This window comes from Pseudonocardia ailaonensis, from assembly GCF_039531635.1.
In the GTDB taxonomy this organism is placed as follows: Bacteria; Actinomycetota; Actinomycetes; order Mycobacteriales; family Pseudonocardiaceae; genus Pseudonocardia; species Pseudonocardia ailaonensis.
The window spans coordinates 728,849-752,910 of sequence record NZ_BAAAQK010000003.1 but is presented as its reverse complement, the minus strand read 5'-3'; the positions used below and the strand labels follow the sequence as shown (position 1 = coordinate 752,910).

19 protein-coding genes are annotated in these 24,062 nt (G+C 74.3%); 7 read left to right on the top strand and 12 right to left on the bottom strand.

The window, feature by feature from the left end:
* The first annotated feature begins 131 nt into the window (after positions 1 to 131).
* The 5 genes from ABD324_RS06235 to ABD324_RS06215 are packed head-to-tail and all read left to right on the top strand — an operon-like array spanning position 132 to position 7,321.
* Positions 132 to 1,427, top strand: coding sequence for an ATP-binding protein (locus ABD324_RS06235; protein ID WP_344413283.1), 1,296 nt, complete (start codon positions 132 to 134; stop codon positions 1,425 to 1,427).
* Positions 1,412 to 1,840: an ATP-binding protein gene (locus tag ABD324_RS06230; RefSeq protein WP_344413281.1), complete on the top strand. Its 429-nt coding sequence runs from the start codon at positions 1,412 to 1,414 to the stop codon at positions 1,838 to 1,840. The genes ABD324_RS06235 and ABD324_RS06230 overlap by 16 nt, the downstream gene beginning before the upstream one ends.
* A complete protein-coding gene (locus ABD324_RS06225; RefSeq protein WP_344413279.1) occupies positions 1,840 to 3,006 on the top strand; it encodes an exonuclease SbcCD subunit D in 1,167 nt (388 codons plus the stop codon). Before ABD324_RS06230 ends, ABD324_RS06225 begins: the two co-directional genes overlap by 1 nt.
* Complete coding sequence (locus tag ABD324_RS06220; protein WP_344413276.1) at positions 3,003 to 6,374, top strand: AAA family ATPase; 3,372 nt, start codon at positions 3,003 to 3,005, stop codon at positions 6,372 to 6,374. Before ABD324_RS06225 ends, ABD324_RS06220 begins: the two co-directional genes overlap by 4 nt.
* On the top strand, positions 6,371 to 7,321 hold the full coding sequence (locus ABD324_RS06215) for a DNA double-strand break repair nuclease NurA (protein WP_344413274.1): 951 nt from the start codon (positions 6,371 to 6,373) through the stop codon (positions 7,319 to 7,321). The genes ABD324_RS06220 and ABD324_RS06215 overlap by 4 nt, the downstream gene beginning before the upstream one ends.
* Position 7,322: 1 nt before the next feature.
* Here ABD324_RS06215 and ABD324_RS06210 read toward each other — a convergent pair whose 3' ends face one another.
* A complete protein-coding gene (locus ABD324_RS06210) occupies positions 7,323 to 8,912 on the bottom strand; it encodes an alpha/beta hydrolase (RefSeq protein WP_344413272.1) in 1,590 nt (529 codons plus the stop codon).
* A gap of 178 nt (positions 8,913 to 9,090) precedes the next feature.
* On the opposite strand from ABD324_RS06210, the gene ABD324_RS06205 reads away from it, so the two are divergent.
* Both ABD324_RS06205 and ABD324_RS06200 read left to right on the top strand, forming a co-directional pair.
* Positions 9,091 to 10,884 carry a histidine kinase gene (locus tag ABD324_RS06205; RefSeq protein WP_344413270.1) on the top strand — a complete coding sequence of 598 codons (1,794 nt, stop codon included), beginning with the start codon at positions 9,091 to 9,093 and terminating at the stop codon, positions 10,882 to 10,884.
* A complete protein-coding gene (locus ABD324_RS06200) occupies positions 10,872 to 11,519 on the top strand; it encodes a response regulator (RefSeq protein ID WP_344413268.1) in 648 nt (215 codons plus the stop codon). Before ABD324_RS06205 ends, ABD324_RS06200 begins: the two co-directional genes overlap by 13 nt.
* Here the strand turns inward: ABD324_RS06200 and ABD324_RS06195 are convergent.
* The 11 genes from ABD324_RS06195 to ABD324_RS06145 form a co-directional block, all read right to left on the bottom strand.
* Entirely contained in the window at positions 11,509 to 12,279 is a 771-nt protein-coding gene (locus ABD324_RS06195; RefSeq protein ID WP_344413266.1) for an alpha/beta hydrolase, read from the bottom strand. The genes ABD324_RS06200 and ABD324_RS06195 overlap by 11 nt on opposite strands.
* Positions 12,276 to 13,130 (bottom strand): DUF1684 domain-containing protein, encoded by an 855-nt coding sequence (locus ABD324_RS06190; RefSeq protein WP_344413264.1) that lies wholly within the window; start codon positions 13,128 to 13,130, stop codon positions 12,276 to 12,278. Before ABD324_RS06190 ends, ABD324_RS06195 begins: the two co-directional genes overlap by 4 nt.
* A 22-nt stretch (positions 13,131 to 13,152) precedes the next feature.
* Positions 13,153 to 14,190, bottom strand: a complete 1,038-nt coding sequence (locus ABD324_RS06185) for an LLM class flavin-dependent oxidoreductase (RefSeq protein ID WP_344413262.1) — start codon at positions 14,188 to 14,190, stop codon at positions 13,153 to 13,155.
* A complete protein-coding gene (locus ABD324_RS06180) occupies positions 14,187 to 15,914 on the bottom strand; it encodes an FAD-dependent monooxygenase (RefSeq protein ID WP_344413260.1) in 1,728 nt (575 codons plus the stop codon). The genes ABD324_RS06185 and ABD324_RS06180 overlap by 4 nt, the downstream gene beginning before the upstream one ends.
* Positions 15,914 to 17,275 (bottom strand): NtaA/DmoA family FMN-dependent monooxygenase, encoded by a 1,362-nt coding sequence (locus tag ABD324_RS06175; RefSeq protein ID WP_344413258.1) that lies wholly within the window; start codon positions 17,273 to 17,275, stop codon positions 15,914 to 15,916. Before ABD324_RS06175 ends, ABD324_RS06180 begins: the two co-directional genes overlap by 1 nt.
* A 19-nt stretch (positions 17,276 to 17,294) precedes the next feature.
* Entirely contained in the window at positions 17,295 to 18,125 is an 831-nt protein-coding gene (locus ABD324_RS06170; RefSeq protein WP_344413256.1) for an ABC transporter ATP-binding protein, read from the bottom strand.
* A complete protein-coding gene (locus tag ABD324_RS06165; protein ID WP_344413254.1) occupies positions 18,118 to 19,011 on the bottom strand; it encodes an ABC transporter ATP-binding protein in 894 nt (297 codons plus the stop codon). Before ABD324_RS06165 ends, ABD324_RS06170 begins: the two co-directional genes overlap by 8 nt.
* Positions 19,008 to 19,898: an ABC transporter permease gene (locus ABD324_RS06160; RefSeq protein ID WP_344413252.1), complete on the bottom strand. Its 891-nt coding sequence runs from the start codon at positions 19,896 to 19,898 to the stop codon at positions 19,008 to 19,010. The genes ABD324_RS06165 and ABD324_RS06160 overlap by 4 nt, the downstream gene beginning before the upstream one ends.
* A 3-nt stretch (positions 19,899 to 19,901) precedes the next feature.
* Positions 19,902 to 20,933: an ABC transporter permease gene (locus ABD324_RS06155; RefSeq protein ID WP_344413250.1), complete on the bottom strand. Its 1,032-nt coding sequence runs from the start codon at positions 20,931 to 20,933 to the stop codon at positions 19,902 to 19,904.
* A gap of 73 nt (positions 20,934 to 21,006) precedes the next feature.
* A complete protein-coding gene (locus ABD324_RS06150; RefSeq protein ID WP_344413248.1) occupies positions 21,007 to 22,566 on the bottom strand; it encodes an ABC transporter substrate-binding protein in 1,560 nt (519 codons plus the stop codon).
* A 37-nt stretch (positions 22,567 to 22,603) separates the two neighbouring features.
* Positions 22,604 to 23,950, bottom strand: a complete 1,347-nt coding sequence (locus ABD324_RS06145) for an NtaA/DmoA family FMN-dependent monooxygenase (RefSeq protein WP_344413246.1) — start codon at positions 23,948 to 23,950, stop codon at positions 22,604 to 22,606.
* Positions 23,951 to 24,062 lie beyond the last annotated feature (112 nt).

Below are 24,062 nucleotides of genomic sequence, written 5' to 3'. Positions count from 1 at the left end.
GCCGGGCGTGACCTCACGGTGCGGGGCGACCCGTGCTGGCTCCGCCTCCCCGTGCGCGAGCCCGGGACCCCCTGAGGCCCCGTCCGGCTCGCCCACTACCGTCGAGGGTTCGGTACCGGCGAGGGGGGCTCGTGGCTGAGTTCGGGGAGCGGGAGCCCGTGGGGCTCGTCATCGGCACGGAGGACTCGACGCCGCTGCTGTTCTCCGTCGGCCTCGCCCCCGGCCAGTACCTGCAGCTCGACGACGTGGTCACCGCGCGACGCGGGGTCCCCGGCGTCGGCGAGGTGACGACGTCCGGTGTGGTGACCGAGGTCCGGGCCCGCCACGAGGGCGCCACCTTCGGCTCGGACGTCTTCCTGATCGCGGACGGGGTGCTGCCCGCCCACGTCCAGGAGGTCGCCGAGGTGACCACCACCCGTGTCGATCCCGAGTGCTACGTCCCGCCACTGCCGGGCTCGCGCGCCTTCCGCGCGACCGGCGACGAGCGGGCGCGGGCGCTGTACTTCGACCAGATGGAGAAGACGGTCGCGGTCGGCCTCGGGCGCGACGGCGAGCCCGTCTACCTCAATCTCGAGTTCCTCGACGGCACCCGCGGCGGCCACGTCTCGATCAGCGGCATCTCCGGCGTCGCCACGAAGACGAGCTTCGCGTTGTTCCTGCTCTACTCGATCTTCCGCAGCGGTGTGCTCGGCACGCGGTCGCTCAACACGAAGGCGCTGATCTTCAGCGTCAAGGGCGAGGACCTGCTGTTCCTCGACCAGCGCAACACCAAGCTGGTCGACGTCGAACGCTACGCGCGGCTCGGGTTGCCGGCCGAGCCCTTCGCCTCGGTCGGCTTCTTCGCCCCGCCCGTCCCGGACGACCCGACCGGGCGCCCGTACGTCACCGGCCGGACCAGCGGGGTCACCCCGTTCTGGTGGACCCTCGCCGAATTCTGCCGCGGCGAGCTGTTGCCCTACGTCTTCGCCGACGCCGAGGACGAGCGCAACCAGTACACGATGGTCATCCACCAGGTCGCCTCGCAGCTCAAGCGGCAGGCGGTCGAGGTCGGCGAGGGCGCCGTCAGCCTCGGCGGCCACACCCTGCGCACCTACGAGCAGCTCGTCGAGTACGTCTCCGACCAGCTGACGGACGAGGAGCTGCGCCGGGACTGGGCCGGTCCCGTGACCGGCACCGGCACGATCAACGCCTTCCTGCGCCGCCTCCGGTCGAGCCTCAAGCCGATGCGCACGCTGGTCCGCGGCGACCTGCCGCTGCTCGCCGGCCGCGAGGTGACGACCGCGAACCACCAGGTCACGGTGGTCGACCTGCACAACCTGCCGGAGCGGGCACAGCGGTTCGTCGTGGGCGTCGTGCTGGCCTCGGAGACCGCCGCAAGGAGACGGCCGGCACCAAGGGCCTGCTGTTCACGATGCTCGACGAGCTGAACAAGTACGCCCCGCGCGAGGGCTCCAGCCCGATCAAGGAGGTGCTGCTGGACATCGCCGAGCGCGGCCGCTCGCTGGGCATCATCCTGATCGGCGCCCAGCAGACCGCGAGCGAGGTCGAGCGGCGGATCGTGTCGAACTCGTCGATCAAGGTCGTCGGGCGGCTGGACCCGGCGGAGGCCGGGAGGCCCGAGTACGGCTTCCTCCCGCCGTCGCAGCGCGCGCGGGCGGTGCTGGCCAAGCCGGGCGCGATGTTCGTGTCGCAGCCCGAGATCCCGGTGCCGCTGGCGATCGAGTTCCCGTTCCCGGCCTGGGCCACACGGGAGTCGGAGTCCGCGGGCGATCCGCTCCCCGCGCGCAACGGCGACCCGTTCGCCCGGCTCCCCGCGGTCGACGACGAGGCCCCCTTCTGATGCGGTTCCTGCACACCGCCGACTGGCACGTCGGGAAGACCCTCAAGGGCCACAACCGGATCGACGAGCAGGAGCAGGTCCTGCGCGAGATCGTCCGGATCGCGCGGGAGCGGGAGGTCGACGCGGTCCTCGTGGCCGGCGACCTCTACGACTCCGCCGCGCCCTCGGCCGCCGCGCAGAAGCTCGTCGTCCGCACGCTGCTGGGGTTGGCGCAGAGCGGGATCCGGGTCGTCGCGATCGCCGGCAACCACGACCACGCCGCCACGCTCGACGCCTACCGCCCCTTGGCCGACGCCTCGGGCATCACCCTGGTCGGCGCGCCCCGCAGCGCGGAGCAGGGCGGCACGATCCAGTTCACCGCACGGACCGGTGAGCCGGTGACGATCGCGTTGCTGCCCTTCGTGTCCCAGCGGTTCGCGGTGCGCGCCGCGGAGATCGTCGCGCGCACGCCGGGGGAGAACACCAGCGCCTACGACGGGGAGCTCCGCCGGATCCTCGCCGCGCTCACGCAGGGCTTCCGCACCGACGCCGTCAACCTCGTGATGGCCCACCTGACCGTCCTCAACGGCACCATGGGCGGCGGCGAGCGCATGGCCCAGTCGATCTTCGAGTACGCCGTCCCCTCGGCGATCTTCCCGGTCGACGCGCACTACGTCGCCCTCGGGCACCTGCACCGCCGCCAGCGCATGGAGGCCGCGAGCCCGGTGCACTACAGCGGCGCCCCGCTCGCCGTCGACTTCGGGGAGCAGGAGAACACCCCGGTCGTCTGCCTGGTCGAGGCCGCACCCGGTACCCCGGCGCAGGTCACGGACATCCCGATCACCGCCGGCCGGCGGCTCCGGACCGTGCGCGGGACGCTCGACGAGCTCGGTGCGTTCGCGGGCGACGACTTCCTCCGGGTCTTCGTGCGCGAGCAGGCCCGGGCGGGTCTGCGCGAGGACGTCCTGAACGTCCTGCCGAACGCGCTCGAGGTGCGGATCGATCCCGAGTTCGCCGCGCCCGTCACCCCGTCGCGGCCCGCGGGAACCGCTGCGCGCGAACGGCATCCGTCCGACCTCTTCCACGAGTTCCTCACCGCGAACGGCATCGCCGACGAGCGGGTCGAGGCACTCTTCGCCCGCCTCCACGACGAGACCACCCACGACCAGACGGGGAGCAGCGCGTGAGGCCGGTCCTGCTGCGGATGGACGGGTTCGGCTCCTTCCGCGAACCCACCACCGTGGACTTCGCGGACACCGACTACTTCGTCCTCGTCGGTGCCACCGGCTCCGGCAAGTCCACCGTGATCGACGCGATGACCTTCGCGCTCTACGGCTCGGTCCCGCGCTGGGACGACCAGCGCGCCGTCTCGTTGGCGTTGGCGCCCACCGCGAGCCGCGGCACCGTCAGCCTGGAGTTCGCGGTCGACGGGCGCCGCTACGTCGCGGCCCGCGAGCTGCGGCGCAACGCCTCCACCGGCAAGGTCACGGTCCGCGAGGCCCGTCTGGAAGAGATCGTCGGGGAGGACACGACCCCGCTGGCGGCGGGCCGGGAGGTGACGCCGCACGTCGAGAGGCTGCTGGGCCTGCCGTTCGCGGACTTCTGCACCTGCGTCGTCCTGCCGCAGGGCGACTTCGCGGACTTCCTGCACGCCCCGACCAACGAGCGCCAGCAGAAGCTCGAGCGGATCCTCGGCATGGGGATCTACGACCAGATCATGCGCAGGGCCAACGCCGAGGCGGCCACCCAGCGCAGCCGCGCCGAGCTCCTCACCGAGCAGCTCGGCCGCTACGCCGACGCTACGGAGGAGGCGGAGCAGCGGGCCGCGGCCCGGGTCGCGACCGTGCGGGAGCTCGCGGCCCGCGTCGACGCGCTGCTGCCCCGGATCGCCGCGGCGGACACCGATCGCGCCGCGGCACAGGCACTCCGCGACCAGCTGGTCGCCGAACACGGCCTGCTCGTCGCCGTGTCCACACCGGACGGCGTCGGCTCGCTCGACGAGCGGCGCAGCCGGGCCGCCGCCGCGGTCGACGGGGCCCGCACGGCCGCGGACGAGGCCGAGCAGCGCCGCATCGCGGCGACCGAGCGGGCGGCGGCCGGCCCCGACGCCGCTCGCCTGCAGCAGGTCCGCCGCGATCACGCCGACCACGGCGAGCTCACCGCCGCCCGCCCCGCACTCGAGGGGCGCCGGCAGGTCGCCGAGCGCGAGCACGCGGCGGCCTCCGCCGGGACCCGGGCGGCCGAGGAGGCGGGGGAGAGGGCCCGGATCCGTGCCGACGCCGCGGCGGACGCGCTCACGGTCGCGCGGGAGACCGTCGAGCGGGTGGTCGCCGAGCTGGCCGCCCTGCGCCGGCCCACGCTGCCGGCGGGGCTCTACGATCTCGCCGGGTCGCTCGCGGAGGCGACCGCGGCGCTCGGGACCGCCCGGACCGCCTCCGACGCGGCGGAGGTGGCCGAGAGCGCGGCCCGCTCGGCCGTCGGGACCGCCGCCGAGCGCGCCGACCTGGAGAGACTCCGCCGTGACCAGCAGGCCCTCGTCGCGGCCCGCGCCGCCGCCGACCGCGCCGCCGGGGAGTGGGAGGCGGCCCGCAAGAGCGCCGAGGCCGGGGCCGTCGCGGCCGCGGAGGCGGGGCACCTCCTGCACGAGCACCGCGCCCGGCTGACCACCGCCCAGCGGCTCGACGTCGCGGCGGCGCTGCGCCCGACCCTGACCGCCGGCGACGACTGCCCGGTCTGTGCGCAGACGGTCGCCACCCTGCCCCCGCCGCTCGCGGGCACGGACCTCGCCGGGCTGGAGAAGGCGGTCGCCGAGGCCGAGGCGGCGTCGCGGACCGCCATGCAGGAGAGCGGCGCCGCGGAGTCGGCCCAGGCCACGGCGCTTCGGGCGGCCGAGCGCGCCCGGGCCGCGGTCGCGGAGCTCGAGTCGGCGGTGGCGGGCCGCCCCACCGACGCCGAGGCGCAGCGGCTGCTCACCGGGCTCGACGACCGGTCCCGGGCCGCCGAGACCGCCGCGGACGCCGCCCGGAACGCCCGGCGCGACCGCGACCGCGCGGCCGCTCGGGTCGACGAGCTGCGCTCGGCGCTGTCCGGGGCCGAGGTCGCACTGCGCCGCAGCCGGGATCCGCTCGTCGGGCTCGGGGCCCCGGACCCCGGCGAGGACGTCGCGGCCGGTTGGCGGTCCCTGATCGCCTGGGCGGCAACGGAAGCGGCCGATCGCGAGAAGCGGATCGCGGACCTGCGCACGGTCGTGGCGGGCGCCGAGACGGAGGAGAAGGTCGCCCGCCGGGACCTGGGGGCCGCCCGCGCCACCTGGTCGACCGCGCGCTCGGCCGAGTCGGCAGCGCTCACGGCGGAGCAGCAGGTCCTCGGGGAGATCGAGGCGGCGGACAAGCGCTTGCAGGCGCTCGCCGCGGCCCTGGCCGGGCAGCCGGACGACGCCACCGCCGCCGCCGAGATCACCCGTGCCGCCGAGCTGGCCGCCGCCGCACAAGCCGCCGACCTCGCCGCCCGCGGTGCCCGGGACACCCTGCGGGACACCGAGTCCGCGGCCCGCGCGGTCGAGGCCGGGTTCACCGCGGCCTGGGACGTCGTGCGTCGCACCCGGGACCCGCTCGTCGGCCTCGGCGCCCCGGCCCTCGCCGGCGACGACCTCGCCGGCGCCTGGGCCGCCCTCACCACCTGGGCGGCCGAGTCCGCCGCACAGCGCGTCGCCCACCGCACCGAGGCGGCCGCCGCGGCCGCGAAGGCCGCCGAGCTCCGATCCGTTCTCGAAGCAGAGCTCGCCGAGGACCTGACGCAGGCAGGCCTGCTCGACGACCAGGCGGACAGCGACCCGCCCGCCGCCGAGTCCACCCCCACCCCCCGCGAGTCGGCACTTTCGGTAGCCCGAAACACACAGCCACGACGCGTCCCCGGGGGCCCCGAGAGCGCCGCGGCGCTCGTCGCCGCCGCGCTCCAGGAGGCCCGCGGCGCGCTGGCCCGGATCGTCGAACGCCGCGCCGAGGTGAGCGACCTGATCACCGAGCGGGACGGGGCCGCGACCGCCCACCAGGTGGCCAAGCTGCTCGGGGACCAGCTGCGCTCCAACCACTTCCCCCGCTGGCTGGTGGCCTCCGCCCTGGACGTCCTCGTCGCCGACGCCTCCGAGAGCCTGCGCGAGCTCTCCGGCGGACAGTTCGAGCTGACCCACGACAACGGCGACTTCCTGGTCGTCGACCACGCCGACGCGGATGCCCGCCGGCCGGTCAAGACGCTGTCCGGCGGTGAGACCTTCCAGGCCAGCCTCGCCCTGGCGCTGGCCCTGTCCTCGCAGCTCGCGGGCCTGGCGGCGGAGGGCGCACCCCGGCTGGAGTCGATCTTCCTCGACGAAGGCTTCGGGACCCTGGACGAGTCGAGCCTCGAGACCGTCGCCGGCACGCTGGAGAACCTGGCCACCCGCGGCGACCGGATGGTCGGCGTGATCACCCACGTCCCGGCCCTGGCCGAGCGGATCCCGGCCCGGTTCGCGGTGACCCGCGACCAGCGCACCTCGACGATCGTGCGGGAGGGCCCGTGAGGTTCAGCGTCGACCCGTGGGACCCGAGCTACGGCACGAGCGACGACGGTGAGCGTGGCGAGTCGACCTCGGAGGTCGACGCGGCCGTCGAGCTGGCCCCTGGGCAGTGGCGGCCGATCCCGGTCGATCCGGCGGTCGTCGCGCCGCAGGCGGTCCTGTTCGTCGACGGCGTCCGACGGGTCGACGCCCAGGTCTGGGTCGACGACGGCGATGGCGGTGCCGCGCCCGGCCTCTGCGCGTCCTACGCGGCCGGGGTGATCTGCAGCTGCGACGAGCAGGGCGCCCACCTCGTGGATGCCGTCGTCCGCCACGGGGTCTTCACCACCGCGACCGACGCCGAGGACATCGCCACCCCCGCGGGCCGGTACGCGGCCCACACCGCGTCGCCCCGCCGGGACATCCCACCGATGCAGGCGCTCTCCTTGGCCCTGCAGGTCGACCTCGCGGCGGCCGAGCTCTGGGCGGCCGGGACGGCGCGCGACCTCTCGGGATCCGCCGACGACCTGCTCGTCGTCGACGGGCCGCTGCACGGCCGCGAGAACCTGCCCCGCGCGATCGGTTTCATCAAGAGCCACCGCACCGAGTACCTGGAGAACGGGCTCCGCAAGGTCGTCGGGACCCTGGGGCCGCGGGAGCGCACCCCGGTGTTCCGCATCGACGGCTCCTGGGCCCGTTACAGCTGGTACCTCCGCCTGCCGTGCCCGCCGGGCACCCCGTGGGCCGGGATCGTGCGCATCGAGTGCAGCGCCACCCTGCCCGCCGCGGGCGCGGCGCTGCTGGCCTCGCTGAGCCAGACCACGTTGCCGCGCTTCGCCTCCACCGCCTACAAGGACTCCCGCGCCCCGCAGAACCTGTATCCGATCGGCGGGCTCGAACGGGCGCTGCGCCGCCGCCTCGGCGATCCGGCGTTGATGTACCGGGCCCTGCGCCGGGCGGCCGCGGCCTGACTCAGGAGGCGGTGAACGGTGCCGGCGCGAGCGTGGCGGCACAGGACGTGTCGACCCGGCCCGGATCGGCGAGGAAGCCCTGCATGATCTGCAGCGAGCACGTCGGGGACCAGAGCAGGACGTCGTGGGCCGCGTCCGGGAACAGCACCCGCGTGGCGTTCGGGAGGGTCCGGGCGACCTCGGCGCCGTTCGCGGGCGCGGTGATCGCGTCGAGGCCGCCGTCGAGGACGAGGACCGGCCGGTCGCTCGTGGTGGGAACCGATGCCGGCGCCGCCGGGACGTCCCACGCCGCGCAGTCGCCGGCGAGGTGCGGGGACTGCGGGGTCAGCGCGAGCAGGGCGTCCGGCAGCTCGGGCAGGGCCTTCCGCCCGGCGGCGAGGGTCGCCTGCTCGTCGAAGGGCGACTCGGAGCAGAACACCCCGAGGGCCAGGCCGTAGGCCGTGACGCCGGCCGGTGGGCGCCCGGCGAGCAGCGCGGCTGCGGTGACCTTCCCGTCGCCGCGGGCGAGGTCGTCGACGACGGCCGGGATGCCGGCGATGGTGCCCGGCACCAGGCTCGCCGTGATCGCGAGGTTGACCAGCTTGTACCCGTCGACGACCACGGCGGTCGGTGCCCCGGTGGCCGGATCGGGCACGGTGACCGTCCGCGGGGCGGTGGTGAGGTCCGAGGCCAGCTTGAAGAAGTCCGCCCGCAGGTCCGGATGGGCCGTGCGGCAGGCGGGTTGCGCGGTGCAGGCGTCGAACAGCGCGGACAGCCCGCTCGCGGCGGAGGGCCAGAAGCTCAGCGGCGTGTTCGTCTGCGGCGGCACCACCGAGTCGAGGACGACGCCGCGGATCCCCTCCGGATGGTCGCGCAGCGTCTGCAGCGCGAGATCGGTGCCGTAGGAGACCCCGTAGAGGTTCCAGCTCGCGATGCCGAGCGCGGTGCGCAGGTCGGCGACATCGGCGGCGTTCTCGCGGGTGTCGTACGCGGCGAGGTCCCGGCCGGCGCCGGCGAGCCGGGCGCGGCAGGCGGCGGTCGCGTCGGCGCTGCGGCGGGCGGTCTCCGGCGCCGCGGTGACCAGGCCGACCGAGTCGGCCAGGAACGCGTCGATCTCCGGGCAGGACAGCAGGGGATCGGACTTCCAGGTGCCCCGCTGGTCGAGGAAGATCACGTCCCGGTCGCGGTTCCAGCCGGCGGCGATCCGCGGTGCGGCGCTGAGCAGGCCGCTGCCGCCGGGCCCGCCCGCGAGGTAGACCAGCGGATCAGGTGCCGGGTGCGGCGAGGTCGCCCTGGCCCGCGCCACCGCGAGCCGGACGGTGCGCCCGTCCGGCCGGTCGCGGTTCTCCGGCACGGTGAGGTAGCCGCATTCCACGCCGGCGCCGAGGTCGAGCTGGGGCACCCCCGGGTAGATCGGGTTCGGGCAGGCCGCGGGTGCGTACGAGGCGGCGGGCCCGGAGGGGGCGGAGGTGGCAGCGGGGGCAGGGGGCGCTGCAGGGGTGGTCGGCGAGCCGGCCGGACCCGCGCATCCCGACAGCGCCCCCGCGACGACCACCGCGACCGCGAGAGCCGGCCCCCACCGATGGGTGCGGAATCGCGGGTGCACGCCCATTCGCCGTCTCCTCCTGGCCGTCCGGCTCGCCGACGGAGATCGTCGCTGCATCCCGTGGGGCGGACAACCGATCTGTGTCCGTACGGGAGGGGACCCAGGTCCTCCACCGTCCGGGCCACGGGGGTGCCGCGGATGCCGCAGCGCTAACGCCGTCGGACGGGGCCACGACGGTTCGACTGTGACGACTCCTGCGCGACTCGACGGCGAGACCCATCGGGCCGACGGGCTCGCCGGAACGGACCGGCCGGCGATCCCGTCGCAGCCGACGTCGCTCCTGATCGTCGCGTTCGCGGTCGTGCTGGGCGCGGTCGCCGCCGGCGGGGTCGCGGCGGCGAAGCCGGACGGCTGGTGGGACGCCACCGAGGCGCTCGTCGGGCTCCTCTACGTCGGCGTCGGCGTGGTCGCCCGCAACCGCCGCCCGGCGAACGGGATGGGCCTGCTGATCTGCGTGACCGGGCTGCTGTTCCTGCTCGCGACCCTGTTCAACGGCGAGCAGCCGGTGATGGTCCTCCTCGGCGTGTTCGGCGGGCAGGCGGTGCTGGCGGGGGTCCTGCACCTGCTGCTGGCCTTCCCGTCGGGCCGCCTCGCCGGCCGCGCCGACCGGGCGCTGGTGCTCGCCGGCTACCTGAGCACCGTCGTCCCGCTGTTCGTGCAGTACGCGGTCAGCGGGAACCCGGGCGTGCTGCTGCCGTGGCCGGCGCCCGGCGCGTACCCGGAGATCGCCGCCCTGGCCGACCTGGCCCACCGGGTGGTCGCGACCGCGGTACTGCTGACGGCCGCGGTGGTCCTCGCCCGGCGGTGGCGGGCGGCCCGGTCCCCCGCGCAGCGGCGCAGCCGTGCCCTGGTGTCGCTGTGGGGGATCGGGGTGCTGGTCGCGATCCCGGTGAGCGCCCTCGTGGTGGCGCCCGCGGCCGGCATGGGCGCGCAGGCCCTGTTCCTCGTCCAGCTCGGGTTGCTCTCGACACCGCCCCTCGTGATCGCCGCGGCGATCCTGCGCGGTGGTTTCGCGCGCACGCTGCGGATCGAGGAGCTGGGCCGGTGGCTCGGCGTGGGGGCCACCGAGCCGGTCCGCACCGCCCTGGCCGTCGCCCTGGGCGACGACTCGGTGCAGCTCCACTACCCCGGACCCGACGGCGCCCTGATGGATGCCGACGGCCGGACGGCCGATCCGCCCCCGGGCGCGCGGACGACGATCGCGTCCCGCGACGGCACCGGGGTGCTCGCCGTGATCACCTACGACGACGCCCTGATCGCCGATCCGTCCACGGTGGAGCAGGCCGGCCGCGTCGTCGCGCTGGCCCTGGAGGGGGAGCGCCTCACCGCCGAGCTGCTCGCCCGCGGCCGCGAGCTGCGGGAGTCCCGGGCCAGGCTCGTCGAGATCGCCGACGTCGAGCGGCGCACCGTCGCCCAGGACCTGCACGACACCCTCCAGGGTCGGCTGGTCCTCGCGACCCTGCGCGCCGGGACGCTCGCCGAGCGTCCCGGCCTGGACGAGCGCAGCCGCCGGGACGCCGAGGCCCTGCGCGCCGAGCTCACCGACGGCATCGCCGAGGTTCGCCGGCTCGTGCACGGCCTGATGCCCGCGCTGCTGCTCGAACGCGGCCTGCACACCGCGGCGGAGGACCTGCTGGACCGCTCGCCCATCCCCGTCGACGCCCGCTGGCACGGCCCGCTCGACGCGCTGCCGCCCGCGGTCTCGACCGGCGCCTACTTCATCCTCGCCGAGGCCCTCGCCAACGCCGTGAAGCACTCCGGGGCGTCGCGGATCCGGGTCCGGATGGCCCGGACGGCCGACGGGCTCGAGCTCGACTTCGCCGACGACGGCATCGGCGGGATCGGCGGTCTCGCCCCGACCGGCGCGGGCCTGCGCGGCCTGCGCGACCGCGTCGACGTCCTCGGCGGCCACCTGGCGCTGGCCGGCCCGGCCGGGGGCGGGACGACGATCGAGGTGAGGCTGCCGTGCGCGTCGTGATCGGGGAGGACGAGACCCTGCTGCGCGAAGGTCTCACCCTGGTGCTCAGCGGCGCCGGCATCGAGGTCGTCGGCTCGGCCGGGGACGCCGTCACGCTGCTCGACGTCGTCGACCGGACGCATCCGGACGTCGTGGTCACCGACATCCGGATGCCGCCCGGGCGCGCCGACGACGGCCTGGTCGCCGCCACCCGGATCCGGCGCACCCGGCCGGGCACCGGCGTGCTCGTGCTCTCGCAGTTCGTGCAGCGCCGCTACGCCCTCGAGCTGATCGGCACCGATCCCGCCGGGGTCGGGTACCTGCTCAAGGAACGGATCGGGGAGGTCTCGCGGTTCGTGGCCGACGTGCGCCAGGTCGGGTCGGGCGGCACGGTGCTGGACCCGGAGGTGGTGCAGGCGATGATCACCACGGCCTCCCGCACCCACCGCGACCTGGACCGGCTCACCCCGCGGCAGCGGGAGGTGCTCGAGCTTGTCGCGCAGGGCCGCAGCAACGCCGCGATCGCCTCCCGGCTGGCCATCGCCGAGAAGTCCGTGGTGCAGCACGTCTCCCGGATCTACGACGAGCTCGGCCTGGAGACGAACGCCGGCGACCACCGGCGGGTGCTCGCCGTCGTCCGCCACCTCAGCGGCTGACCGTCCCGATCACCCTCCCACCCCTCCGCACGAGATCGAGGCGGGCGATCTCGGGCAGCCCGCTGCGCAGTCGCTCCAGGAACCGGACGACGGTGGCGGCCGCGGTGCGGTGGCTCTGGTCGTTGAGCGCGTCGTGCCGCCCGCCGACGATCCCGACGAGCTCGACCTCGGCCAGCCGGCCGTACCAGTCGCGGGCAGCGGCGACCGGGGCGACGGTGTCCGCCAGCCCGTGCAGGCCGAGGACCGGCACCGTGATCCGCGCGGGATCGGCCGCGGTCGGCCATCCGGGCGGCACGGCCTCCGCGAGGGTGCCCCGCCGTACCGAGGGGTCGCCGTCGAGCAGGGCCTGGTGGACGGGGCAGGCGGTGCGCGCCTCGAGCTCGCTGCCCCAGTCGACCTCGACCGTGGGCGCGGCGATCGGGAGCGCGGCGAGGACGAGGGCGTCGACCTCCACGGCGCCGCTCGCCACGAGACCCGCCGCGAACAGGGCGCCCGTGTCCGACCCGACCAGGACCCGGGGATGCGGACCGGAGCCGGTGTCGCCGAGGAGCTCGCGGATCCGGCCGGTGGTGGCCCCGGGATCGGTCGTCGGGTCGTCGACGACCAGGACCCGGTAGCCGTCCGCGGAGATCCGGCGCCCGAACCGGGCATACACCGCGGGGTGCTCGCCGCGCCCCGGGACCACGAGCAGCGTGCCGCGGGGGACCACGCCCTCGGGCTCGGCCCAGGCGGCCACGAGCTCGGTCGTCGCGGTGGTCATCGGGTCGCCTCGCGACCACTGTGGAAGGTCGGGATCCGCTCGCCGGCCTCGACGGCGAACGGCAGGTGGTTGCTCGCCGGGGCGAGCGGGCACGGCGCGTGGTCGGTGTAGGCGCACTGCAGGTTCTGCGCGCGGTTGAGGTCGAGGACGAGCCGGCGCTCGCCCGCCGCCGGGAGGGTGACGAGCAGGCTGCGGCTCGCACCGTAGGTGGTGACCCCGCTCGTGGCGTCCCGGAACAGCACGATCCCCAGTTCGTCGGCACGGTCGTCGGCGCGGTCGTACGCCAGCACGACCAGCCGGTGCTCGGCGCCCTCGTGGCGGAAGACGATCTCGCCGAGGGCGTCGTGCACGTGCTCGATGCCCTCCACCGCCGCGCGGATCCGCTGCGGCCGCGCGGCCGGGTGCCGCTCGAGCTCCGCCTCGATCACCCAGGCGGGGTCCGGCGCGTAGGCCGGGGTCTCGATGTAGTCCGCGCGAAGCCCGTTCGCCGGGTCCAGCGGCCGCAGCAGGTCGCGTCCGCCCCGCTTCGACAGCTCCAGGACGACGTCGCCGTCCCGGAGCGTCGCGGCCCGGCGGAACTCGCGCTCGGCGACCGGTCCGAAGACGTGGCGCCCGCCGATCTCGTGGCCGTCGACGGTGAGCGTCTCGCCCGGTCCGAGCTCGACGGCGGGGCCCTCCTGCCCGGTCGTCCACCGGCCCGGTACGCCGGTGAAGGCCTGCGGTTCGGCGGTGAGGAAGTGCACGTCGCGGTAGGCGAGGAAGCCGTGCGGCTCGCGGCGCTGCCGTTCGCGCTCCGCCTGCCACGCGGTCCAGTCGCCGACGAAGGTGCCGGGCTCCAGGGTCTGGGTCATGGTCGCTCCAACGGGTCGGGGGTCAGGAGACGGGGCTGGTGGCGCGCACGCGCGGATGGATCTCCTGCGCGATCTGCCGCAGGCCCTCTGTGAAGGCCGGCGATCCGGCCGGGACGGGCAGCGAGAAGAGGTGGTCGGTGGACCGGACGAACGCGGCGTCCTGCCCGAGCTGCTCGACGATGTCGTCCGCGGTGCCGTACTTGACGTTCAGCGCGCGCAGGTAGTCCTCGGGGGTCTGCACGGCCGGCCCGGCGAAGGTGACGAACCGCTCCGGCGTGCGCTCCCTCTCGCGCGCGATCAGGGCGACGGCCGCCGCGCGCGACTCCGCCGGCAGCACCCCGCGCGAGATCCCGATCCGGGGCGTCGCGCCGAGCGGGAGGGCCTCCAGGTAGGCGTCGACGAGGCGGGCCTGGACCTCGCCGGGATCGCCCTGCGGGGTGGTGCGGAACAGGAGCAGGCCGTCGCCGGAGCGCCCGATCCCCGCCGCGGTCACGGGGTTCCCGGTGGCCTGCCACACCCGGCCGGCGAGCGCGCCGGTCGGGGGGTAGAGCTGCACGTGCCGGTCGCCGGCCGGAATCCCGTGGGAGACAGCCCCTTTCAGGCCACCGAGAGCGTCCGCGTACAGGGTCTCGCGGTCGTCCTCCGAGAGCCCGAAGGCGGTGAAGATCGCGGTCGAGGCGGCGCCGGGGTTGCTCTTGCCGACCCCCAGCTCCAGCCGGCCGCCGCTCAGCGCGTCGACCAGGGCCGCCGTCTCCGCCACCCGGACCGGGTTGTCGAAGGCGAGCGGCAGGACCGCTGTCCCGAGCCGGATCGTGGTGCTGACCTGGGCCGCGGCCGCGAGGAAGGTCAGCGCGGAGGGCACACCGAGGAACTGGAAGTGGCCCTCGGCGACCCAGGCCGTCTCGAATCCGAGCTCCTCGGCGAGCCGGAGCGAGGCGAGGGCGTCGGCGTAGACGCGGCCCGGATCGGGATCGACCGGGATCGTCAGGAAGAACGACAGACCCGGGACGGGCGGGTGGCCCCCGATCTCCTGTGCCGTGCGCAGGGCGGCGGCGGTCATGCCGGCACCGACCCGATCAGCGCCGGGACGTCCGCACGGCCGAGGGCGACATCGAGGACCCGGCCCGCGTCCACCGACGTCCCGTCCCCGCGCCACGCCACGTGGTGGTCCGGGCGGACAAGGGCGTAGGCCGCGCCGTAGCGCCGGTGCGCACCGGGATCGGGCAGGTGGATCACCTCGATCTCGGTCCCGCGGTCCGCGGCGGCGGCCTCGAACGCGGCCACGGCCGCGGTGTCCGTGGTGAGCACGAGCAGGGCGAGGTGCGAGCCCAGCCGGTCGTAGACGGTGTAGCCGAAGGGATCGAGGTTGCCGTTCGGGGCGCGGTGCCCGGGGCGGCCCTCGTCGGTGTAGGCGTGCGCGTCCCAGGGCTCGTCGCTCTCGAGCTGATCGTCCTCGTAGGACACGACCGAGGAGCTGTCGTACCGCTCGTCGAACACGACCCCGAGCGGGATCGCGTGCTCGGCGCCCAGGATGTCGCCCACGGCCGTCCGCCGCCGGGCGGCGTCCTCGCTGGTGTCGGCGTCGTCCGGCACCCCGATCCCGAGGATCCGCCGGTACGCGTCGGCGCCGCGGCGGTCCCGGTCCAGGGCGTGCGCCGCGATCCGCTCGTTGTGCGGCCGTCGTTCCTCGTCGTAGGAGCGCAGGAGTGCCTCGCCCGCCTCGCCGCGGAGCACGGCCGCGAGCTTCCAGCCGAGGTTGGCGATGTCGCCGATGCCCTCGCACAGGTTCCCGCCGGGCGTCCGGACGTGGGCGGCGTCCCCGACCAGCGCGATCCGGTCCCGGTAGAAGGTGTCCGCGATCCGGGTGCTCTTGTAGAACGGGGTGAGCGACACGACCTCCAGCTCGACCTCGAACCCGAAGGCCGCCTTCACGTGCTCGACCAGCTCCCGCTCGTCGGGTTCGTGGTCGAGGGGGTACGGCCCGGCGTAGGTGCGCCAGTCCGTCGCGTTCAGCGCGGCGAGGAAGCCGGTGTAGCGGTCGTTGTAGACGATCGACGTGCCGCGCGGGAACGGGCCCAGCACCGCGGAGGTGTCCGAGGTGGTCCGGACGACCACGCGGTAGTGGCGCTGCGAGGCGTACTCGCCGGAGCGGGTGATGCCGGCGAGCGTGCGGACGGTGCTGCGCGCCCCGTCCGCCCCGACGACGTAGCGGGAGCGCACGGTGCGCCGCCGCCCGCTGCCGACCTCGGTCACCGTCGTCGTCACCCCGTCGGCGTCCCGGGTCAGGTCCTCGACCCGCCAGCCGGCGGACACCACGGTGCCGAGCTCCGCGAGCCGGTCGAGGAAGGCCTTCTGCAGCACGGTCTGTGGGCGGCGCAGGGGGATGTGGGTGGAGTACCGGGGGCCGCCACCGAGCTCGAACGAGCGCGTGTGGCTACCGCCGAGCTGGTGCCCGGCCAGCGAGGTGAGCAGGAGGTTGCCGGTGTTCCACTCCGGCGGGAAGGTCCATCCGTCGCGGATCTGTTGCAGCACACCCCAGCCGTGGATGATCTCCAGGGCGCGCGGGGTGTACCCGGCCGCACCGGCGCGGACCAGCGTGGCCTCCGTCGCGGCGTCGACCACGGCGGCGCGCACCCCGTGCCGGGCGAGCTCCAGCGCGGTGCCCAGCCCGTTCGGGCCCGCCCCGACGACCAGCACGTCGACGTCGTCGACCGGCTCGGCCCGGGGATAGTGCAGGATGTCGACCTGCCGGCGTCCACGGGTGATGTCGTTGTGCGCCAACATCAGACGCGGTCCTTCCCGGTCGGGACCGCTCCTGCGACGAGCGGACGGGGGGACACGCCGAGGTTCTCCCGGAGCGTCTCGTGGGTGTACTCGCGGCGGAAGCGGCCGCGGTCCTGCAGCTCCGCCACGACGCCCGCGGCGAAGGCGGCGAACCCGGCGGGCTGGACGTCGATGTTGATCGTGAAGCCGTCCGCGGCGCCGGTGTCCACCCAGCCCACGATGTCGTCCGCCACCTGCTCCGGCGTCCCGACGATCATCCGTTGGCCTCCCGAGAGGTTGTTGAACAGAAGCTGGCGGACGGTGAGCCGGCGGCGCCGGGCGTCGGAGATCAGCTGGTCGCGGCGGGCGAGGCCGGCCGGGCTCACCGCGCGGTCCTCGAGCGCGGAGTACGGCAGCTCGGCGTCCAGGTCGAGGCCCGAGACGTCGAACTCCAGCTGCGCGGTCAGGGCGTCCTGCAGCGGCCCGAGGGCGAGGTGCTCGTCGAGCGCCTGCCGGCGGTCGCGGGCCTCGGCCTCGGCGGCGCCGAGGATCACGTAGAGGCCGGGCAGGACCAGCAGGTCGTCCGGATCGCGCCCCTGGCCGGCGGCCAGGGCCTTGACCTCGGCGGAGAACTCGCGGGCGAGCTGGGGTACCCGCTGGGAGGTGAAGAGCGCGTCCGCCCAGCGGGCCCCGAACTCCTTGCTGCGCTGCGACGACCCGGCCTGGAAGAGCACCGGCCGCTGCCCTCGGTACCCGCCGGTCAGCGGCAGCACCCCCGAGGCCCGGACGAACTCGCCGTCGATCTCGACGGGCCGGGTGCGGCCGGGGTCGATGTAGGTGTCCGCGGCCGGGTCCGCGACCACGGCCTCCTCGGGCAGCGAGCGCCAGAAGGCGTCGACGGCCGCGACGAACTCGCCGGCCTTGCGGTAGCGGGTCTCCGGGTCGAGCACCTCGCCGCCGCCCAGCGCCCGCCGGGTGACCTCCTCCTGGCTGGTCACGATGTTCCAGGCCGCGCGGCCCTTGCTGACGTGGTCGAGCGTCGCGATCGCCCGGGCGCGGGTGAACGGATCGCCCCACAGCGAGGGCTGCGTCGCGACGAGTCCGATGTGGTCGGTCTCGCGGGCGAGTGCGGCGAGCAGGACGACCGGATCGGCACCCCGCCACGGCCGGCGGTGCGAGGCCTCGTCCAGCGACCCGAGCCGGTCGGCGATGAAGATCGCGTCGAAGCGGGCGCGCTCGGCCAGCCGGGCGATCTCGATGTAGTAGTCGATGCCGGCGAGCCAGTCGCTCGTCGGGTCCAGGGTCTTCCAGGCGGCGTCGTGCCGGCCGGTGGCCTGCAGGTTGAGGCAGAGCCTGATCTGCCTCGGGGGAGGGGTGGCCATGACGGGGTCCTTCCTCGGATCAGGGGACGAGCAGCTCGGCGCGCAGCCTCGCGCGCTCGGTGCCGTCGACGGGGCCGGAGCGCAGCGTCGGGGCCGACCCGACGAGCAACCGCGTGTACGGGTGCTCCGGGGCGGTGACGACCTGCGCGGTCGGCCCGTCCTCGACGATGCGGCCGCGGTAGAGCACGATCGTGCGGTCGGTGATCCCGGCGACGGACCCGAGATCGTGCGAGATGAACAGCAGCGTGACGTCCGTGGTGGCGCGGAGCCGTTGCAGGAGGCGGAGGATCCGCACCCGGTTCGCGGAGTCCAGCGCGCTCACCGGCTCGTCGAGGATCAGTAACCGGGGGCCCGCGACCAGCGCCCGGGCGATCGCCACCCGTTGTCGCTGCCCGCCCGAGAGCTGCGCTGAGAAGCGGCCGAGCAGCGACTCGTCGAGCTCCACCGCGAGGAACTGCCGGCGGACGGCCTCGGCGATCTCCGCCCGCGACAGCTCACCCTGCAGCTGCAGCGGCTCCGCCACCGCGGCCTCGACCGTGCGATCGGGATCGAGGCTGCGCAGTGGGTCCTGGAACACGTACTGGACCAGCCCGCTGCGGCCGAACTCGCGTCGTTCGCGACGGGAGAGCCGGGCCACGTCGCGGCCGAGCACGCGCACCGTGCCGGCGGAGACCGGGGCCAGCCCGAGCACCGCCCGGGCGAGCGTCGACTTGCCGGCGCCGGACTCGCCGATGATCCCGACGGCCTCGCCGGGCGCGACCCGCAGCGTGGCCCCGGACAGGGCTTGCCTGCGGGCTCGCCGTCCGAAGTGGACGCCGAGGCCGTCGATGTCGAGGACCGGCTCAGACATAGTCGAACTCCTGGGCGTCGGACCTCGCGGGAGCGGTCGGGCCGAGGTAGCGCTCCAGCCCGAACTCCTCGTGCTCGGCGACCAACAGGCGCGTGTACTCCTCCTGCGGGTCGTGCAGGATCCGCGAGGTGGGGCCCTGTTCCACGACGCTCCCGTCCCGCATGACCAGAACCTCGTCGCACAGCTGGGCCACGACGGCGAGATCGTGCGACACCACCACGAGCGCCAGCCCGAGCCGCTCGCGCAGCTCCACCAGAAGGTCGAGGATCTCGGCCTGCACCGTGGCGTCGAGGGCCGTGGTGGCCTCGTCCGCGATCAGGACGTCCGGCTCGAGCGAGATGGCGATCGCGATCAGCACCCGCTGGAGCATCCCGCCGGACAGCTCGTGCGCGTACTGCTCGTACACCCGCTCCGGCTCCCGCAGGTGCACGGCGTCGAACAGGTCGATCGCCCGTCGCCGGGCGTCGGCCCGGTTCAGGGCCCCGCGCACCCGCAGCACCTGCTGGAGCTGCTTGCCCACCTTCACCGACGGGGTGAGGTAGGAGGCCGGGTCCTGGAACACCGCGGCGATCGAGGCACCGCGCAGCGCCGTCCACTCCTTCGGGGTGAAGCCGGCGGTGTCGCGCCCGAGCAGCGAGACGGACCCGCCGGAGACCTCCAGCAGCGGGGGCAGGAGCCCGAGCACGGCGCGGCAGGTCAGCGACTTGCCGCTGCCGGACTCCCCGACGATGCCCACGACGCCGCCGCGGGGCAGCCGGAACCCCACCCCGTGAACGAGCTCGGTGTCGTCGAGATCGTTGTGGATGCGGAGATTCTCGACGACGAGGACGGGCTCGGCGGGGGCGACGGCGGGGGCGACGGAGCCGGCGGAAGCGGTGGCGCTCATGCGGTTTCCTCTCGGACGCCGGCGGCCAGGCGCCGGGCGCGGTTGGCCCGGGCGTTGCGGGTACCGGCGAGCGTGCGGCCCGCCGCCCCGGTCGCGTCCCGGATGGCGTCGGCGAGCATGTTGAAGGCGAGCACGGTGACGAGGATCAGGACGGTCGGGAAGATCGGCGCGTACGCCTTCTGCGCCAGGTACTCCAGGTCCGAGGCGAGGATGCCGCCCCACGTCGGGACCGGCGGCTGCACCCCGATCCCGAGGAAGGTGAGGCTGGAGATCACCACGAGGCCCACGCCGAGGGTGCTCGCGAGGGTGATCGCGATGGGCGGCAGCACCTTCCCCCACACGTGCTTGCGTACGACCCAGGCCGTCGACGCCCCGGCGAGGAGCGCGGCCTCCACGTACTGGGAGCGGGCGACGGTGAGCGTCGCGGCCCGCGCGACCCGGTAGAACAGCGGCGCGACGAGCAGGCCGACGGCGATCATCGCCTGGGTCACGCCGTTGCCGAGCAGCGCGGTCATGGACACGGCGAACACCAGGAACGGCAGGGCGACGAGGGTGTCGATGACGCGCAGCGACACCCACTCGAACACCGAGCCGACGTAGACGGACAGGATGCCCGGGACCGTGCCGAGGACCAGCGCGATGCCGGCCACCTCCAGCGTGCTGAGGATGCTCAGGGGTGCCCCGGCCAGGATCCGGCTGAGCACGTCACGGCCCAGGTAGTCGGTCCCGAGCCAGTGCGCGGCGGACGGCGGGGCGAGCGTGAGGTCCGTGCCCTGGATCGGGTCGTACGGCGCCAGGGCGGGGCCGAACACCGTGAGCACCACGACGACGCCGAGCAGCGCCAGCGCGATCCGCGCGCTGCGGAGCTTCAGGAGTGTCTTCAGCACCGGTCACACCCCCCGCGCCGCGGCCGGCGAGAGCCGGTTGAGGGCGACGTTGACGATCAGGTTGAACACGACGACGAGCACCACGGACGTGACCAGCACGCCCTGGACGGACGGGACGTCGCCCCGGACCGCCGCCTGGCTGGCGAACACCCCGAAGCCGGAGAGCCCGAAGATCGCCTCGGTGACCACCGCGCCGCCCAGCAGGTTCGGGAACTTCAGCCCGAGCACCGCCAGCGAGGGCCCGACCGCGTTGCGGAGCACGTGCCCGAAGAAGACCTGCCGGCCGTCGAGCCCCCGCACGAGCGCGCCCGTCACGTAGTTCTCGCGCTTGGCGGACACGAGCCCGTCGCGCAGCTGGCGGGCGACGTCGGCCACGGTGTCGAAGCTCAGGGCCAGCGCCGGCAGGATCAGGTGGCTCAGCCACGGGCCGAAGCCTCGCCCAAGCGGGATGTAGCCCGCCGCGGGCAGCAGGTGCAGGCTCACCGCGAAGATCGCGACGAGCGCGATGCCGACGATGAACGGCGGCAGCACGGAGATCGCCGTGGTGAACCCGGTGACGGCGCGGTCGACCCAGCGTGTGTGGAAGGTCGCGGCGAGCGCCCCGAGGGCGGAGCCGACGACCACCCCGATCACGAGGGCGAGCCCGGCCGCGGACAGCGTGATCGCGGCCCGGTCGAGGAGGACCTGCGCCACGCTGTGGCCGTTGAACCAGCTCTCGCCCAGGTCGCCGTGCAGGATCCGGCCGAGCCAGTCGACGTACTGCACCAGGAACGGCCGGTCGAGCCCGTACTGGTGCTCGACCTCGGCGACGGCCTCCGGGGTGGCCGCGTCGCCGAGCTGGATGTAGGCGGGGTTGCGCCCGGACAGGTGCCCGAGCAGGAAGGTGAAGAAGGTGCCGAGCAGGAAGACCGGCACGAAGATCGTCAGGGGGCGCAGGACGGAGGTCAGGACCCGCCGGACGCGGTAGCCCAGCAGGTTCGGGGTGGTCGGGGGTCGGGTGGCGGGGATCGGGGGTGCGGGCGGGGCGAGGGTCACGGCTCTCGGGCTCCGGGGATCGGGGGAGGGACACCGGTCGCGGGGCGGGAGGCCCGCCCCGCGACCGCGGCGGTCAGCTGCTGGACGAGATCCGGACGCCCTTCCAGCTCTGGAAGCCGTCGATGGCGGGCGGGTCCGAGATGGACTTGTCCTTCGCCACGACGCTCGGATAGGTGTAGAGCGAGACGGTGCTGCCGTTCTCGTACCCGGCTTTGGCCGCCGCCTGGAGCTTGGCCTTGTAGTCGGGCGCGTCGATCGGCGTCGCGCGCACCGCCTTCAGCGCCTCCTGGAACTGCGGCGAGGTGGTCGGCGAGCTGAGGTTCAGCACGCCGCCCGTGTCGTAGTGCTCGGTGAGGGCCTGGACGTTCGAGTCGCGGCCGACGTAGCCGTAGAGCGAGGCCGCGATGGTCTTGCCGAAGTAGCCCTTGCCCCAGTTGGCCTGGTCCTGCAGGCGGATGTTCGCCGTGATGCCCACCGCCTTGAGCTGCTGCTGCAGCACCTCGGCCGCCTGGTCGAAGTTGTTGGCGATGCCGCCGAGGTCGAACGAGATCGCCCCGTCGGCGTAGCCGGCCTTGGCCAGGATGTCCTTCGCCTTCGCCGGGTCGTACCTGTGCTCCGAGTCGAGGTCGGTCACGTAGGCGGGGTGCCCGGTCGGGAAGGGCTGGTGCGCGGGCTGACCCAGCCCGAAGCTCAGCTTGCTCGCGAACTCGTCGGGGTTCACCGCGTAGCGGACGGCCTCGACGACGGCGGGATCGGTGAACGGCGCCTTGTTGATGTTGAGGCTGAGGAACGTCGAGCCCCAGTTGCGGTCGACGCCCGCCAGCACGTCGAGTCCGGCCCGCTTCGCCTCGGCGGTCTGCTGCGGGTCGAGCTGCGCCCAGTTGTAGACGCCCGACTGCAGGCCGGCGACCAGAGTGGACGGGTCGATGCCGAAGTTGATCTCGATGCGGTCGACCTTGATGTTCGCGGCGTCCCAGTAGCCCGCCCACTTCTCGAGGACGATCTTCGACTCCGGCTGGAGCTCGACGACCTTGAACGGCCCCGCGCCGACGGGCGTCGCGGAGTTCAGCTTCGTCGGGTCCTGGGCCGCGGCCTTGCTGGGCAGCATCCCGCCGCGCACCGCGAGCAGGTACGGGATCTGGTAGTCCTGCTGGGCCAGGTCGAGGCGCACCGTCAGCGGGTCGACGACGGTGGCGGCCTTGACGTTGTTGTACGAGCCCTTCAGCGCCGAGTTGGCCTGGGACTTGATCCGGTCGATGTTGAACTTGACGGCGTCCGCGTCGACGGGCGAGCCGTCCTGGAAGGTCAGGTTCGGCTTGAGGCGGACCGTGATCTGGTCGCCCGCGGCGTTGTACTCGTAGCCCGAGGCGAGTGCCGGCTTGACCGCGCGCCTCTCGTCGAGGGTGAACAGCGACTCGTAGATCGGCGTGAGCAGGATCGTCGCGCCGGTCGAGCCGGTCACCACCGGATCCCAGTTGGCCTGGATCTGCTTGGTGCCCCAGCGGATGGTGGCGTCCCCCGATCCGTCGCCACCGGCCGCGGAGCTCCCGCATCCCGCCACGACCGTCGCGATCACGGCGGCCAGCGCGGCCACCGTCACGGCGAACGATCGCCTTCTCCTGAGGGTTGTCATGTCTCTCCGAATCGGTTGTCTCACGGGGATGGGGAACTCAGGCGGTGAGCGTCGCGGTGCGCTCGCGGGCCGCCGTATGGACGTTGCGGGGGATGGGCAGGCCGAGGTTGCCGCGCAGCGTGTCCGACTCGTAGGCCGAGCGGACCAGGCCTCGTGCCCGCAGGATCGGCAGCACCTCGTCGGTGAAGCGGGCGAACGCGCTCGGCACCGTGACCTGCACGTTCAGCCCGTCGAGCGCGCCGGCCTCGAACCATTCCTGGATGCGGTCGGCCACGGTGGCGGGCGAGCCCACGAAGGGCGCCGGCAGCGGCCCGGAGAACCGGCGCACGGTCTCGCGCAGGGTCAGGCCCTCGGCGGTCGCGACCTCCACGATCCGGGTGGTCTGGCTGCCGAAGTTCCCGTGCCCGATGTGCGAGACGTCCGGGAAGGGGGCGTCGAGGTCGTACTGCGAGAAGTCGTGCCAGCCGAAGGGGCGGCCGAACTGGGCGAGGTCCTTGGCGAAGTCGCGGTCGGTGCGGCGCCGTTCCTCGATCTCCCGCGCCTGTGCATCGGTGTCGGCAACGATCACGTCGACCCCCGGGAGGATCACGATGCCCTCCGGATCCCGGCCGTTCGCGGCCGCCCGGTCCCGGATGTCCTTGGCGAACGCGACGCCCTCGTCGATCGTCGGATGGTGCGTGAAGATCCCCTCGCCGATCGCGCCGCCCAGCTCGCGACCCTCCTCGGAGTTCCCCGCCTGGAAGATCACCGGATGGCCCTGCTCCGACCGGACGAGGTTGAGCGGGCCACGGACGTGGAAGTGTTCGCCGCGGTGGTCGAGCCGGTGCTGGCGGTCGGGATCGACGAAGACACCGGTCGCGGTGTCGCGCGGGAAGGCGTCGTCCTCGTAGGAGTCCCAGAGGCCCTGCGCGATCCGCACGGACTCGAGGGCCCTCGAGTAGCGGGTCGGGTGGTCGAAGTGCTCGTCGCGGCTGTAGTTCGCGGCGGTGCCGCCGTCGCCGGTGGCCACGACGTTCCAGCCCGCCCGGCCGCGGCTGATCACGTCGAGCGAGGCGAACCGGCGGGCGAGGTTGAACGGGCTGTTGTAGCTGGTGCTGACCGTGGCGACCAGGCCGATGTTCCGGGTCGACACCGCCACCGCCGACAGCAGCGTCAGCGGCTCCAGCCGGGCGAGGTAGTGGGGCGGCGAGTCCGGCGTGATGAACGCACTGTCCACGATGAACACGAGGTCGAACAGGGCCGCCTCGGCCTGCCGGGCGCGGGCGATGTACCAGTCGATGTCCACACTGGCGTCGCCGGGGATCTCGTCGTCCTTCCAGACGTCGTGCTGGCCGGGGCCGCCGACGCCCATCAGGACCGCACCGAGCTTGAGTTGACGGGCCATGCCACGTCCTTCCTGGAGATCGTCGAGAGCGCAGGACGATGCCGCCCGGGCGCGACGGAGCGCACGGGCGGAACGGGAGGGGAACCGGGGGAGATCAGGAGATCGCCGGTCG